Origin of the sequence: Pseudomonas sp. FP1740, assembly GCF_030687165.1 — a bacterium.
Taxonomy (GTDB): Bacteria; Pseudomonadota; Gammaproteobacteria; order Pseudomonadales; family Pseudomonadaceae; genus Aquipseudomonas.
In genome coordinates, this window is record NZ_CP117461.1 from 1453000 (window position 1) to 1467482 (window position 14483).

The 14483-nt window shown below is 61.1% G+C and carries 13 protein-coding genes; 5 read left to right on the forward strand and 8 right to left on the reverse strand.

What is annotated here, in order from left to right:
- Positions 1-29: 29 nt before the first annotated feature.
- Genes emhC through emhA form a run of 3 tightly spaced genes read right to left on the reverse strand, consistent with a single transcriptional unit; the run spans position 30 to position 5812 of the window.
- On the reverse strand, positions 30-1490 hold the full coding sequence (gene emhC, locus PSH69_RS06300; RefSeq protein WP_305411410.1) for an efflux RND transporter outer membrane subunit EmhC: 1461 nt from the start codon (positions 1488-1490) through the stop codon (positions 30-32).
- Complete coding sequence (gene emhB, locus PSH69_RS06305) at positions 1490-4651, reverse strand: efflux RND transporter permease subunit EmhB (protein ID WP_305411411.1); 3162 nt, start codon at positions 4649-4651, stop codon at positions 1490-1492. Before emhB ends, emhC begins: the two co-directional genes overlap by 1 nt.
- 3 nt (positions 4652-4654) lie before the next feature.
- Complete coding sequence (gene emhA / locus PSH69_RS06310) at positions 4655-5812, reverse strand: efflux RND transporter periplasmic adaptor subunit EmhA (protein WP_305411412.1); 1158 nt, start codon at positions 5810-5812, stop codon at positions 4655-4657.
- A 264-nt stretch (positions 5813-6076) separates the two neighbouring features.
- Between emhA and emhR the strand changes: the two genes are divergently transcribed.
- Entirely contained in the window at positions 6077-6709 is a 633-nt protein-coding gene (emhR, locus tag PSH69_RS06315; protein WP_019647913.1) for an efflux system transcriptional repressor EmhR, read from the forward strand.
- Positions 6710-7009: 300 nt separating this feature from the next.
- On the opposite strand, the gene PSH69_RS06320 is transcribed toward emhR, so the two are convergent.
- Genes PSH69_RS06320 through PSH69_RS06330 form a run of 3 tightly spaced genes read right to left on the reverse strand, consistent with a single transcriptional unit; the run spans position 7010 to position 9584 of the window.
- Positions 7010-8059 carry an alkene reductase gene (locus tag PSH69_RS06320; protein ID WP_086944799.1) on the reverse strand — a complete coding sequence of 350 codons (1050 nt, stop codon included), beginning with the start codon at positions 8057-8059 and terminating at the stop codon, positions 7010-7012.
- 21 nt (positions 8060-8080) lie between these two features.
- A complete protein-coding gene (locus PSH69_RS06325) occupies positions 8081-9247 on the reverse strand; it encodes an MFS transporter (RefSeq protein ID WP_019580900.1) in 1167 nt (388 codons plus the stop codon).
- 34 nt (positions 9248-9281) lie between these two features.
- Positions 9282-9584, reverse strand: a complete 303-nt coding sequence (locus PSH69_RS06330; RefSeq protein ID WP_018926857.1) for a helix-turn-helix transcriptional regulator — start codon at positions 9582-9584, stop codon at positions 9282-9284.
- Positions 9585-9739: 155 nt separating this feature from the next.
- Between PSH69_RS06330 and PSH69_RS06335 the strand changes: the two genes are divergently transcribed.
- Complete coding sequence (locus tag PSH69_RS06335; protein WP_305411413.1) at positions 9740-10318, forward strand: ACP phosphodiesterase; 579 nt, start codon at positions 9740-9742, stop codon at positions 10316-10318.
- Positions 10319-10363: 45 nt separating this feature from the next.
- Here the strand turns inward: PSH69_RS06335 and PSH69_RS06340 are convergent, their stop codons facing one another.
- Both PSH69_RS06340 and olsB read right to left on the reverse strand, forming a co-directional pair.
- Positions 10364-11155: a 1-acyl-sn-glycerol-3-phosphate acyltransferase gene (locus PSH69_RS06340; RefSeq protein WP_019580898.1), complete on the reverse strand. Its 792-nt coding sequence runs from the start codon at positions 11153-11155 to the stop codon at positions 10364-10366.
- A complete protein-coding gene (olsB, locus tag PSH69_RS06345) occupies positions 11155-11910 on the reverse strand; it encodes an L-ornithine N(alpha)-acyltransferase (protein WP_305411414.1) in 756 nt (251 codons plus the stop codon). Before olsB ends, PSH69_RS06340 begins: the two co-directional genes overlap by 1 nt.
- A 154-nt stretch (positions 11911-12064) precedes the next feature.
- On the opposite strand from olsB, the gene PSH69_RS06350 reads away from it, so the two are divergent.
- The 3 genes from PSH69_RS06350 to PSH69_RS06360 all read left to right on the forward strand — a co-directional run bounded on the left by PSH69_RS06350 (position 12065) and on the right by PSH69_RS06360 (position 14438).
- Entirely contained in the window at positions 12065-12952 is an 888-nt protein-coding gene (locus tag PSH69_RS06350) for an acyl-CoA dehydrogenase family protein (RefSeq protein WP_305411415.1), read from the forward strand.
- A gap of 65 nt (positions 12953-13017) precedes the next feature.
- Positions 13018-14112 (forward strand): serine hydrolase, encoded by a 1095-nt coding sequence (locus PSH69_RS06355; RefSeq protein WP_305411416.1) that lies wholly within the window; start codon positions 13018-13020, stop codon positions 14110-14112.
- Positions 14109-14438: an amidase gene (locus PSH69_RS06360; protein ID WP_305411417.1), complete on the forward strand. Its 330-nt coding sequence runs from the start codon at positions 14109-14111 to the stop codon at positions 14436-14438. Before PSH69_RS06355 ends, PSH69_RS06360 begins: the two co-directional genes overlap by 4 nt.
- Positions 14439-14483 lie beyond the last annotated feature (45 nt).

Sequence of the window (14483 nt, forward strand, 5' to 3'; positions counted from 1 at the left end):
AAACGGTGGGCTTCGTGTTTACGGCGCTATCAGAACAACTTCATCTTCGGCGCTTCTTCTTTCAACGGCTCGTTCTTCGCCGTCTGTTCATTCCAGCCACCGCCCAACGCCTTGTACAGGTTGACCGCACTGGTCAGCTGCGCCAGGCGGTCGGTGATCAGCGCCTGTTGGGCACTGAACAGCTGGCGCTGGGCGTCGAGGAAGGTCAGGTTGCTGTCGACCCCGATGCGATAACGACGCTCGGCCAGACGGTAGTAGTCCTGGTTGGCGCTGACGAAATCACGCTGAGCCTGCAACTGCTCGGTGTAGGTCTGGCGTGCGGCCAGGCCATCGGCGACTTCCTGGAAGGCCGTTTGAATGGACTTCTCGTAGTTCGCCACGCTGATGTCTTTCTGGATCTTGGAGTAATCCAGGCTGGCGCGCAGGCTGCCGGCGTTGAAGATCGGCAGGTTGATTTGCGGCTGGAACAACCAGGTGCCCGAACCACCCTTGAACAGACCGGACAGGTCCGGGCTCAGGGAGCCGGCATTGGCGGTCAGGCTGATGCTCGGGAAGAACGCCGCCCGCGCCGCGCCGATGTTGGCGTTGGCGGCCTTGAGGTTGTATTCGGCCTGGAGGATGTCCGGGCGACGTTGCAGCAAGTCCGAGGGCAGGCCGGCCGGCACGTCGCTCAGCAGGTCATCCGACAGTGGCTTGGCCGCTTGCAGATTGGCCGGGATACCGGTGCCGAGCAGCAATACCAGACTGTTTTCATCCTGGGCGACCTGACGGGTGTACTTGGCCTGTTGCGCACGGGCGTTTTCCACCGAGGTACGCGACTGGGCCAGATCCAGCGCCGAGGCTACACCCACTTCGTTGCTGCGCGAGGTGAGCTTGAAGCTCTCCTCGTAGGCCCCGAGGGTTTCCTGGGTCAGTTTCAGCAGTTCCTTGTCGGCCTGCCAGGTCAGGTAGGCATTGGCCACGCTGGCCACCAGACTGATCTGCGTGCTGCGCCGTGCTTCTTCAGTGGCGAAGTACTTCTGCAGGGCTTCTTCGCTCAGGCTGCGCACCCGACCGAACAGGTCGAGTTCGTAGGCGCTGATGCCGACGGTGGCCGAGTAGGAACTGCTGATGTTCGCTTCGCCGGTTTGCGAGGCCCGTGCCGGAACCCGCTGACGACTGCCGCTGCCGGTGGCCGAAACCGCCGGGAACAGGTCGGCGCGCTGGATGCGGTATTGAGCCGCATAAGCGTCGATGTTCAGCGCCGCGACACGCAGGTCACGGTTGTTCTCCAGCGCGGTCTGAATCACCTGTTGCAGCGCCGGGTCGTGGAAAAACTGCTTCCAGCCCTGTTCAGCGGCGGCCTGGTTGGGCGCCTGGGCCGGCGAATACGCCGGGCCTTGCGGGTATTGGCCCGCCACCGGTGCTTCAGGCCGCTGATAATCGGGTATCAGCGAGCAGCCACTCAGCACGAAAGCGGTGACTGCCAGGGAGAGTAGCGACTTGCTCATTAGCCAGCCTCTTGAGAAGTTTCAATGGCGTCATCCTGGTCGGCGACTTTGCGCTGGCCCATGGACGACACGGTGACGAAGAATAATGGGACCCAGAAGATCGCCAGGATCGTGGCCGTGAGCATACCGCCAATCACCCCGGTACCGATCGCATGTTGGCTACCCGAACCTGCGCCCGTGGAAATGGCCAGCGGTACCACGCCGAGCACGAATGCGAGCGAGGTCATGATGATCGGTCGCAGACGCATCCGGCAGGCTTCGATCGCTGCATCGCGCAGGCTACGCCCTTGCTCATGCAGCTCCTTGGCGAACTCGACGATCAGAATGGCGTTTTTCGCCGCCAGACCGATGGTGGTCAACAGCCCCACCTGGAAATACACGTCGTTGGACAGGCCGCGCAGGCTGGTCGCCATCAGCGCACCGATGATCCCCAGCGGCACGACCAGCATGACCGCGATCGGGATCGACCAGCTTTCATACAACGCCGCCAGACACAGGAACACCATCAGCAGCGACAAGGCGTACAGCGCTGGCGCTTGCGAGCCGGACAGACGCTCTTCGTACGACAGACCGGTCCAGGAAATACCGACACCGGCCGGCAGTTTCTTGGCCAGGGCTTCGACTTCGGCCATGGCTTCACCGGTGGAATAGCCGGGCGCCGGGGCACCGAGGATTTCCATCGCTTCCACGCCGTTGTAACGGGCCAGTTTCGGCGAACCGTAGATCCATTCACCCCTGGCGAACGCCGAGAACGGAACCATGGTGCCGGCGCTGTTGCGCACGTACCACTTCTTCAGGTCTTCAGGGCTCATGCGAGCGCCGGGCAGGCCTTGCACGTAAACCTTCTTCACACGACCGCGGTCGATGAAGTCGTTCACATAGCTACTGCCCAGGGCAATCGACAGGGTGTTGTTGATGTCAGTGAGGGTCACGCCCAGGGCGCTGGCCTTCTCATCGTCGATTTCCAGCTGGTACTGCGGCTCGTCGTTCAGGCCGTTCGGACGGACTTGCGACAGGACCTTGCTTTGCGCCGCCATGCCGAGGAACTGGTTGCGGGCTTCCATCAGCTTGTTGTGACCGATACCGGCGCGGTCCTGAAGGAACACGTCGAAACCGGTGGCGTTACCCAGTTCCAGTACCGCTGGTGGCGCAAAGGCAAACACCATGGCATCGCGGAAGGTAAAGAAGTGCTGTTGGGCACGGGCCGCCAGTTTGAACACGCTGTTGTCGGCGTTACGTTCGTCCCACGGTTTGAGCATGATGAACGCCATGCCCGAACTCTGGCCACGGCCGGCGAAGTTGAAGCCGGTCACGGTAAACACCGAGGCCACCGCATCGCCTTCGCCGCCATCCTTGCTCGGACGCAGCAGGAACTCGCGCATTTCATCCACGACCACTTGCGTGCGCTGGGAGCTGGAACCGGCCGGGGTTTGCACCTGGGCAAACAGTACGCCCTGGTCTTCTTCCGGCAGGAACGCCGTTGGAATGCGGGTGAACAGCCAGATCATGCCGACCACGATGATCAGGTACGCCAGCAGGTACGGAGCCTTGTACGCGAGCATGTTGCCGACGCCGCGCTCGTAGCTTTTGACGCCACGGTCGAAGTTGCGGTTGAACCAGCCGAAGAAGCCGCGTTTCGGCGTGCCGTGCTCGCCTTTCGGAATCGCCTTGAGCATGGTGGCGCAAAGCGCCGGGGTGAAGATCAATGCAACCAGCACCGACAAGGCCATGGCCGAAACGATGGTGATCGAGAACTGCTTGTAGATCACACCGGTGGAGCCACTGAAGAACGCCATCGGCAGCAGTACCGCCGACAACACCAGGGCAATACCGACCAGCGCACCCTGGATCTGCCCCATGGATTTCTTGGTGGCCTCCTTGGGTGACAGGCCTTCTTCGCTCATGACCCGTTCGACGTTTTCCACCACGACGATGGCATCGTCCACCAGCAAGCCGATGGCCAGCACCATACCGAACATGGTCAGGGTGTTGATGCTGAAACCGAACGCCGCGAGGATCCCGAATGTACCCAGCAATACCACCGGCACGGTCATCGTGGTGATGACGGTGGCGCGGAAGTTTTGCAGGAACAGGAACATCACCAGGAACACCAGCACGATCGCTTCGACCAGGGTTTCAACAACACCCTTGATCGACTCGGTCACCACCGGGGTGGTGTCGTACGGGAACACCACTTCCATCCCTTGCGGGAAGAACGGTTTCAGGTCATCGATGGTTTTGCGCAGGGCCTTGGCGGTATCGAGGGCGTTGGCACCGTTGGCCAGCTTCACTGCCAGACCGGAAGCCGGGCTGCCGTTGAACTGGGCGCTGACGCTGTAGTTCTCGCCACCCAGGCCTACTTCGGCGACGTCTTTGAGGCGAACCTGCGAGCCGTCCTTGTTGACCTTGAGCAGGATTTCCTTGAACTGCTCGGCGGTCTGCAGGCGGGTCTTGCCGATGATCGTAGCGTTCAGTTGCTGGCCGGGCAGGGCGGGCAAGCCGCCGAGTTGACCGGACGAGACCTGGACGTTCTGTGCCGCGATGGCGGTTTTCACGTCCACCGGGGTCAGGTTGAAGTTGTTCAACTTGGCCGGGTCGAGCCAGATTCGCATCGCGTACTGGGCACCGAAGACCTGGAAGTCACCGACACCGGCGGTCCGCGAGATCGGGTCCTGCATGTTCGACACGATGTAGTTGGACAGGTCGTCCTTGGTCATGCTGCCGTCACGCGACACCACACCAATGACCATCAGGAAGTTTTTCACCGACTTGGTCACGCGGATACCCTGCTGCTGCACTTCTTGCGGCAGCAGTGGGGTGGCCAGGTTCAGTTTGTTCTGGACCTGAACCTGCGCGGTATCGGAGCTGGTGCCCTGCTCGAAGGTCGCGGTAATGGTCATGCTGCCGTCGGAGTTACTTTCCGACGAGACATAACGCAGGTTGTCGATACCGTTGAGCTGTTGCTCGATCACCTGCACCACGGTGTCCTGCACGGTTTGTGCAGACGCGCCAGGGTAAGTCACGGAGATCGCAATGGCCGGAGGCGCAATGCTCGGGTATTGGTTGATGGGCAGCTTGAGGATCGATAAAGCCCCGACCAGCATGATCACCAGGGCAATTACCCAGGCGAAAATCGGACGGTCGATAAAAAATTTCGACATGGTTTACTCCCCTTTGCCGCCGACAGCGACTTTGGCTGCCTGTGCGGGGGCCGGGCTCTTGGCGTTGACGTTGGTGGCTTCAGTGGCCTTGACTTCAACACCAGGTCTGACGAATTGCAGCCCTTCAGTGATCAGGCGATCGCCTGCCTTCAAGCCGTCTTCAATCAACCATTGGTTGCCGACAGTACGGCTGGCCTTGAGCTGGCGCAGTTCGACCTTGTTGTCTGGACCCACGACCAGCGCGGTCGGGGTGCCTTTGAGGTCGCGGGTCACGCCTTGTTGCGGCGCCAGAATCGCCGCGCTGTTCACGCCGGATTGCAACTGAGCGTGAACGAACATGCCCGGCAGCAGGGTGTGATCAGGGTTCGGGAACACCGCGCGCAGGGTCACGGAACCAGTGGTCTGGTCTACCGAGACTTCAGAGAACTCCAGCTTGCCGTCCACGGCGTACTGGCTGCCGTCTTCCAGGGTCAGCTTGACCGCGGCGGCATTGTCGCCCGCTTTTTGCAGACGACCGCTTTCCAGTTCGCGGCGCAGCTCAAGCAGCTCCACCGAGGACTGGGTCACGTCGACGTAGATCGGGTCCAGTTGCTGGATGACGGCCATGGCGTCGCTCTGGCCGCTACTGACCAACGCGCCTTCCGTCACCGACGAACGGCCGATGCGACCGGAGATCGGTGCGTAGACCTTGGTGTAGCGCACGTTGATCTGGGCGCTCTGCAAGGACGCTTCCGATTGCAGGCGGTTGGCCAGTGCCGTGTCGTATTCCTGGCGGCTGACGGCCTGTTCGTCGACCAGTTGCTTGTAGCGATCGGAGATCGACTTGGTCGAACGCAGGTTGGCTTCGGCGCTTTTCAGGGTCGCGTCATAGACCGACGGGTCGATCTGATACAGCTGCTGACCGGCCTTGACGTCGCCGCCTTCCTTGAAGAGTCGTTTGAGAATGATGCCGTTGACCTGCGGGCGAACTTCGGCAATGCGGAACGCACTGGTGCGCCCCGGAAGTTCGGACGTCAGGGTGAAGGCTTGTGGTTGCAGGGTTACGACGCCGACCTGAGGGGGGGGTGCGGCAGGTGCCGCCTCTTCCTTTTTACATCCACTGAGCAGCGATGCCAGGGCGAGGGCAGTAACCAGAGCGGTAACAGCTGGCTTGAATTGCATGAAGATCCTCGGGTCAGGCGCGCAAGTTGCGCACAAGAAAGGTGGAAGGTTAAAAAATTTTACCGGGTGGATAAGTAGCTTGCTAAGGAATATACTTACATTCATGCTTGTTTGTAAATACCTTGGCGGCGTACCCACACCGTTACAAAAGCCGTCCAAAGATTTGAATTGTAGGCCTGAGACGAAGCGCGAAAGCGCTCGCCTCACTTCTATTCAGCGGATGTTCAGACATCGCTGAGGCACCCTGATTGAGGTTTTACTGCCATGGTCCGTCGCACCAAAGAGGAAGCTCAAGAAACCCGAAGCCAGATACTCGAAGCGGCAGAAAAAGCTTTTTTCGAGCGGGGCGTGGCACGCACGACGCTGGCGGATATCGCTACCCTGGCCGGGGTGACTCGCGGAGCAATCTACTGGCATTTCAGTAACAAGGCGGATCTGCTGCAGGCGATGCTCGATACCCTGCATGAGCCGCTGGATGAAATGGCCAAGGCCAGTGAAAGCGAAGACGAACTCGACCCGCTGGGCTGCATGCGCAAGTTGCTGATTCATTTGTTTCATCAAGTTGCACTGGACCCGAAAACCCGACGTATCAACGAGATTCTGTTTCATAAGTGCGAATTCACCGATGAAATGTGCGACCTGCGCCAGCAGCGCCGAACGGTCAGTCTCGATTGCAATGTGCGAATCGCGCTGGCCCTGAGTAATGCGGTGAATCGCGGGCAGTTACCGGAAAACCTCGACGCTGCCCGCGCGGCCATCAGCTTGCATGCCTACATCGATGGCATCCTGTATCAGTGGCTGTTGGCTCCCGACAGTTTTCAACTGCACATCGAAGCTGAGCGTTGGGTCGACACAGGTTTGGATATGCTGCGCTTGAGTCCCAGCCTGCGCAATTGAAACAAAATGCGTAATTGGATCCGTTTGTGTCAAGGCATGACGCGGGGAATATCCCTGCTTCGCGCGCCTTTTTGCAATGGGATGCTTTTATATACGTACGTTCGCCAGGTTGATAGGTAGCGAGCTACGTATTTTGTAGGGATTTTGTGTCGAGTATGTGAATGAGTGTGAACGCCCCGGCTACAAGGGCGCCGAATAGCCGACCAAAGGCATCGCATTTGCCTCAGTGACCTTTGATCTTCCATACGCAAAAGCCCCGGCTCTTTCGAGTCGGGGCTTTTGCGTTTCAACGATCGAGGCTTACAGCGTCGGATAGTCGATATAACCGACCGGGCCCTTGCCGTAGAACAGTTCCGGACGCGGTTCGTTCAGCGGCGCATCGGCCTTCAAGCGCGCCGGCAGGTCCGGGTTGGCGATGAATGGCACACCAAACGCTACCGCGTCGGCCTTGCCACTGGCCAGCCACTCGTTGGCGCTGTCCTTGGTAAAACGCTCGTTGGCGATGTACGGGCCGCCGAAGGCTTCTTTCAATTGCGGGCCGAGGCTGTCGGCGCCTTCTTTTTCGCGCGAGCAGATGAACGCGATGCCGCGTTTGCCCAGTTCGCGAGCGACGTAGGTGAAGGTCTCGGACAGGTTGTCGTCGCCCATGTCATGGGAGTCGGCGCGCGGTGCCAGGTGCATGCCGACGCGGCCAGCACCCCAGACTTCGATCACGGCGTCAGTCACTTCCAGCAACAGGCGCGCACGGTTTTCCAGGGAGCCACCATAGTTGTCGGTGCGCTGGTTGGTGCTGCTTTGCAGGAACTGGTCGAGCAGGTAACCGTTGGCACCGTGGATTTCCACGCCGTCGAAACCGGCGGCCTTGGCATTCTCGGCCCCCACGCGGTAAGCGTCGACGATGTCGGCGATTTCAGCGGTTTCCAGCGCGCGCGGAGTTGGGTAGTCGGCCAATGGACGAACCAGGCTGACATGGCCTTTAGGCTGGATGGCACTCGGTGCGACCGGCGCTTCGCCGTTCAGGTACGAAGGATGGGAAATCCGACCCACGTGCCACAGTTGCAGGAAGATTTTGCCGCCCGCGCCGTGGATCGCTTTGGTCACATTGCTCCAGCCGCGCACCTGGTCGTTGGACCAGATGCCGGGAGTGTCCGGGTAACCGACGCCCATCGGCGTGACCGACGTGGCCTCGCTGAGGATCAGGCCGGCAGAGGCGCGCTGCACGTAATACTCGGCCATCAGCGCGTTCGGCACACGGCCTTCGTCGGCGCGGCAGCGGGTCAACGGTGCCATGATGATGCGGTTGGCCAACTCGAGGTCGCCCAGTTTGATCGGATCGAAAATAGTCGTCATTTAATAGCTCTCTTTTAGCGATTAATTGGTAGCGGGGGCCAGCTCGGCATCGCCGCTCTGACGGAAAGTAATCAGGGTCACCAGCAGGGCGAGTACTGCCAGTGCGGCGGCGGCCAGTGGCACGCGGGTCAGGCCGAAGCCATGGGCGATGACGCTGCCGCCGACCCAGGCACCGAGTGCGTTGCCGACGTTGAAGGCGCCGATGTTCAGGGTCGACACCAGGTTCGGTGCAGCTTTGCCGAAGGTCACCACGTTGACTTGCAGGGCGGGGACGGCGGCAAAGCATGCGGTGGCCCAGAGGAACAGGGTGATTTCGGTCGGGATCAGGGCCACGCTGGTCCAGGTCAGCACGGTGGAGACCACCGCCATGGTGATGAACACGCCGATCAGCGTCGCCGCCATGCCTTTGTCAGCCAGCTTGCCGCCGATGATGTTGCCGACCGTCAGGCCCAGGCCGATGAGCACCAGGGTCCAGGTCACGCCGCGCGGGGAGACACCGGTGACTTCGCCCAACAGCGGCGCGACATAGGTGAACAAGGTGAAGACCGACGCGGCGAACAAGGCGGTCATGCTTAACGACAGCCAGATACCGGCCCCCTTGAGGGCGCGCAGTTCGGCGCGCATGTCGAGTTTCTCTTCATCGCGCTTGGCCGGCAGGAAGCGGATCAGGCCGATCAGTGCAATCACTCCAATCACGGTTACTGCCCAGAAGGTCGAACGCCAACCGGCTTCCTGACCGAGCGCGGTGCCCAGCGGTACGCCGAGGACGTTGGCCAGGGTCAGGCCGGTAAACATCAGGGCCACGGCCGACGCACGTTTGTTGGCCGGCACCAGACCTGCCGCCACCACCGAACCGATGCCGAAGAAAGCGCCGTGGCACAGGGCCGTGACCACTCGGGCAAACATCAGGACGTTGTAGTCACTGGCCAGGGCGCAGAGCAGGTTGCCGATGATGAAAATCCCCATCAACGCTACCAGCGCGGCCTTGCGCGGCAGCCTGGCGGTGGCCAGTGCCATGAACGGCGCGCCGATGGCCACGCCCAGGGCGTAACCGGTCACCAGCCAGCCGGCGCCGGGGATCGACACACCGAGGTCCGCCGCCACATCGGGCAGCAAGCCCATGATGACGAACTCGGTGGTGCCGATGGCGAAGGCGCTCAAGGCCAGAATGAGTAGCGAGAGGGGCATGGTTGATTCCTTATCGGCGTACTGACGTAAAGGGTCAGAGCTCTTTGCTGAAGGTGCGGAGGAATTCCTGGATGGTTTCCTCGTTGCGTTTGAAAAAATGCCACTGGCCGACTTTGCGGCTGCTGATCAGGCCGGCGCGTTGCAGGGTCGCCAGGTGTGCGGACACCGTGGACTGCGACAAACCGCAACGTTGATCGATCTGCCCGGCGCAGACGCCGTGCTCGTTGCTGTGGGTCTGGTCGGGGAATTCGACGGCCGGGTCTTTGAGCCAGTGCAGGATTTCTCGCCGTACCGGGTGTGCCAGGGCTTTTATTATTTCGTCGAGGTCGAGGTTCATGGCTTGGGGCTCGTGATGAGTAAAACGTTATATCGCGATGGGGCGAACTTTAAATCGGTATTTCGCGATATACCAATATGATTTCGGTCTGATGACTGCGTAAATCGGTATATCGGGTTATAACGATATTGGTGAGGCAGTGCTAAGCTGCGCCCATGAACTATCTCGCACATCTGCACCTCGGTGGCCAACGCCCCGGTCAAATGCTCGGCAGTCTGTATGGCGACTTCGTCAAAGGGCAGCTGCAAGGGCAGTTCGATCCGGAGATCGAGGCGGCCATCCAGCTGCACCGCAGCATCGATGTCTTCACCGACCGTCATCCGTTGGTGGATGTCTCGTTGTCACGGTTTTCCATGACGCGCCGACGTTATGCGGGGATCGTGCTCGATGTGTTTTTCGACCATTGCCTGGCCCGGGACTGGACGTATTACGCGGAACAGCCGCTGGCGCAGTTCACCTCCGACGTTTACCGGGTGCTGTTGGCCGAGCCACAGTTGCCGGAGCGCCTGGCGAAGATTGCGCCGCACATGGTGGCCAATGACTGGTTGGGGGCTTATCAGGAGTTCGAAGTGCTTGAGCAGGTGCTGCGGGGGATTTCACGCAGACTGACGCGACCCGAGGAGCTGGCCGCGGCAATGCAAGAGTTGCGGCGGTTGTATGAACCGTTGAGCGAGGATTTTCGGTTGTTTTATCCGCAGCTTCAGGATTTTGTGCAGAGTCAGCCGGCGACATAAAACCACTGTGGGAGAGAGCAAGCCCGCTCCCACAGAAAAGTGTGTTTAAGCGGCGATGGCGGGGCGAATCGGGACTTGCCGGGGTTCCGGAATCGCCCCAAACAACGCCTTCTGCACCGCCTGCTGCGCCTCGAACGCCAGCGCCGCGCGTTCCCGGTCCTGGCACTCGATCGGCTTGAGCAGATGAATCTCCACCTCACCCCGATCATTGGCGAACAAGCGCATCAGGTGCGACAGCAAATCATCATCGCCGATGAACGGTGCCAGGGTATCCAGCTCGCCGTTGCGCAGATAACGAATCGCCACCGGTTGCAGCGCCACTTCGGAGTCGATCGCCGCTGACAGCAAACGACCATGAAACGTGCGCAGCGAACGCCCATCGGTGGTGGTGCCTTCCGGGAACATCAGCAGCGGGTGTTCCTGTTCCAGATGGCGAGTCATCTGTTTGCGGATCAACTGGCTGTCGCCTGAACCACGGCGAATGAACAGGCTGCCAGCCTTGGCCGCCAACCAGCCCGCCACCGGCCAGGTGCGCACTTCAGCCTTGGACAGGAACGACAGCGGCGTGAGCATGCCCAGCAGCGGAATGTCGGTCCAGGACACATGGTTGCTGACCCAGAGCATCGGCGCCCTCGGCAATTGACCATGGACGGTGACATGAAAGGGCAGGGCATTGCTCAGCCGTGCCATGAAAAAACGCGACCAGCGCTGGCGACGGACCATTGAATGGGCAATCCCCAGTCGTTCGAACACACCGAACACACTGGCCATGCTCAAGCCCAGCGCCACCACCATCAGCACTCGCGCAATTCGCGCGTACACCCGCAAGCGGCTCATTACACAGCCGCCTTGAAGTGCTTGGCGTAACGCGGGCAGAGCTCGTCGCGCTTGAGCAGGATGAACACGTCGGCCACCTGGAAGTCTTCATCCCAGCACGGCTCGCCGCAGATTTTTGCGCCCAGGCGCATGTAGGCCTTGAGCAGCGGCGGCATTTCGGCGATGACGTTCGATGGAATAGCCAGCGTCGGCAACGGCTTCTTCGGTTCGGCCCGCAGGTGCTCGGTGCACAGGTAACGTTCGCGCAGGCGTTGCATGATCGCGTGGGCCTGGATGCCGCCGTCCTGCATTGGAATGCTCGCGCATCCCATCAGATAGCTATAGCCGCCCTGGTTCAGCACTTCGGCCAGTTCACCCCAGAGCACGGCGATGGTGCCGCCGTTGCGGTAGGCCGGGTCGACGCAGGTGCGACCGATTTCCAGGATCGGGCCTTTCAGATGGACCAGGCCATGCAGGCTGAATTCTTCTTCACTGTAGAACTTGCCCAGGCTGCTGGCGGCCGTATGGTCGAGCAAACGAGTGGTCGCCACCAGGCGCCCGGTGTTCAAGTCACGCACGCCGATGTGGGCGCAGTGAACATCATAGTCATCCATGTCCAGACCCAATTCCGCGCCTTTCAGCCTGGCGTTGAATTCGCCGCTGAACACGTTGAAGCGCAAGGCCTGGGCTTCCTGCAGTGCCTCGGCGCCCACCAGGCGTTCGGCTTGCAGGCGGCGTTCATTGCCGGTGTCGCTGATGCGGGCGATCTGAGTCATTGCGAATCTCCGTACGGGCTGGCCACCCGTCTTGGGTTGCAGCCGATCGACTTTCTTTATGCAGCCGTGTTGTGCAAAGTCAGGCTATGTAGCCCCGGTGTCATCGCCATGAAGCTTTGGTGATGCTTATATGACAGCCCACAAGGAGCCTCTTATGCCCTGGCAAACCCTGTTGAACCGCAGCGATCGCCTGCCCGCCGATCCCGACCTTGGCGAAGGCTTCGCGACCTTGTTGCACCGCTTGGGCACGGTCACCCCGTTCGAATTGGCGGTGAACGGCGGACGGCTGATGGCGACTCCGGGGTTGGCGTTTCTGGTGGGGTATCAAGCGGCGCTGCGGATGCTCTGGCCGAGCGCACCGCTGAGCCTCGGTGCGTTGTGCGCGACCGAGCAGCGCAGCTTGCGGGTGGCGGACATGCAGACCCGGCTGCGGGATCTGCGTCTGAGCGGACGCAAGGATTTCGTCACCGCCGGCGATGCCGCCGACTGGCTGCTGGTCGCCGCTCGCAGCGAAGAGCCAGGCAGCGACCCGCGCCTGAGTCTGGCAGTGGTTTACCCCGGCGAACCAGGCGTGCGTCTGGAGAAACTCGAGCCGTTGCCGTTGATGCCCGAGATCAGCCACGGTCGGCTGTTTCTCGACAACGCGCTGTGCGAATTGCTGGCGGGGGACGGCTGGGACGCTTACGTCAAACCGTTCCGTACCCTGGAAGACATTTATGTGCTGAGTGCGATGACCGCGTGGCTGTTCGGCATCGGCCAGGACAACGACTGGCCGCACACCTTGCAACTGCGTTTGCTGGCGCTGCTGGCCGGGTGCGCGGAAGTCAGCCGCCAGGCGCCGAACAATCCGGCCGGGCATGTGTTGCTGGGCGGTTTGTTTGCACAGTTCGACGGGCTCAAGGCTGAAGTGAATCAGGCCATGACCGATGGGCCACCGCAATGGGCGGCGATGTGGCAGCGCGATCAGGCTGTGATGGATCTGGCGGCAGGGGCGCGGGGCAAGCGGTTGGCCAAGGCGTTGGCGGGATCTTCGTTAGGGTGATGGGCCTCCCAAAACTGTCATCAATCTCGACTAGGCTCAGGAGGTTCATCCTCCGAGCGTCCTCCATGTTCAAAGGCTTGTCGCTGATTTCCATCCTGCTGTTCAGCTTCACGGCCAATGCCGAAAACTGGCCGGGCGAGCAGTGGCCAACCGGCCCGACAGTCGCCGGCCCGGCCCTTCAAGCCTTGGAGAACTACGCTTTTCCACCCCGCAACGACACCACCCGCGAGGGCATCCGCACCGATGCCTTGGTGGTGATCCATGACGGCCAACTCGTCTACGAGCGCTACGCCGACCCGACCCGTGCCGACACCCCGCACCTGACCTGGTCGATCAGCAAAAGCCTGTTGGCCACGGTGCTCGGCGTGGCCTATGGCGAAGGTCTGTTCAAATTGCAGGACCCGGTGGTGCAGTTCTATCCAGCGCTGGAAAAACACCCCGCCATGACCATGGCCGACTTGCTGCACTGGGCCTCGGGCCTGGATTGGCAGGAAGACTATGAGTACGCACCGTTGAAGTCCTCGGTGGTGGCGATGCTCTACACCCGAGGTCATCGCGACATGGCTGCGTTTACCGCCGACCACGACGCGTACGCCAGGCCCGGTCAGGCCTTCCGCTACTCCAGCGGCGACAGCAATCTGCTTTCCGCCGCGTTGAAAGCCATTGTTGGCCCGGCCCGATATCCGGATTATCCGTGGACCGCATTGTTAGAACCCTTGGGCATTCGCGGCGCGGTTTGGGAAGTGGATGCCACGGGGACATTTGTCGCCTCGTCCTATGCCTACCTCACCGCCCGGGACCTGGCACGGGTTGGCCTGTTGATGGCGCGCGATGGTCGCTGGCGCGAGCGGCAGCTGCTGCCCAAGGCGTGGGTCGACTTCAGCCGCGAGCCGTTCGCCCACTACCGAGCCAACCAGGATGAAGCGGTGCCCGGCGGCCATTGGTGGCTCAATCGCGCGGTGGACGGCGCGGCACAACCCTGGCCCGATGCGCCCGTCGACACCTTCGCCGCGCTGGGCCATTGGGGCCAGGCGATGTACGTGATTCCCAGCGAAAAGCTGGTGATCGTGCGCTACGGCGATGATCGCGATGGAAGTTACCGGCACAACGAACTGCTCAAACTCGCGCTCAAGGCGTTTGCCATGAAGGTGCAGCCATGAGCCGTCGCAGTTTTATTCGCCGTCGGCCGTTCAGCACATTGTTGCTGGTGCTGCTGATCGCTTTGCTCGGCTGGGGCTGGCAGGAACGCGTGGCGCTGTGGGCTTTTCCCGACATCATCAGCGCTTACACCGCCAAGGAATACTGCTCGTGCCGGTATGTGATGAACAATCCGACGGCGTATTGCCAGGGTTATGTGAAGCAGTATTTACCCACCAGCGGTTTCATCGATGATGCCGCGAGCAAGCGGGTGACGGTCGGCGGATTGGGACGCAGCAACAGCGCACAGTGGATCGGCGAGCGCCAGGGCTGCCGCCTGCAACCCTGAACTTTCCTGTGCAGCAGGTTTGCAACTGACTCGCGGACAGTTAAG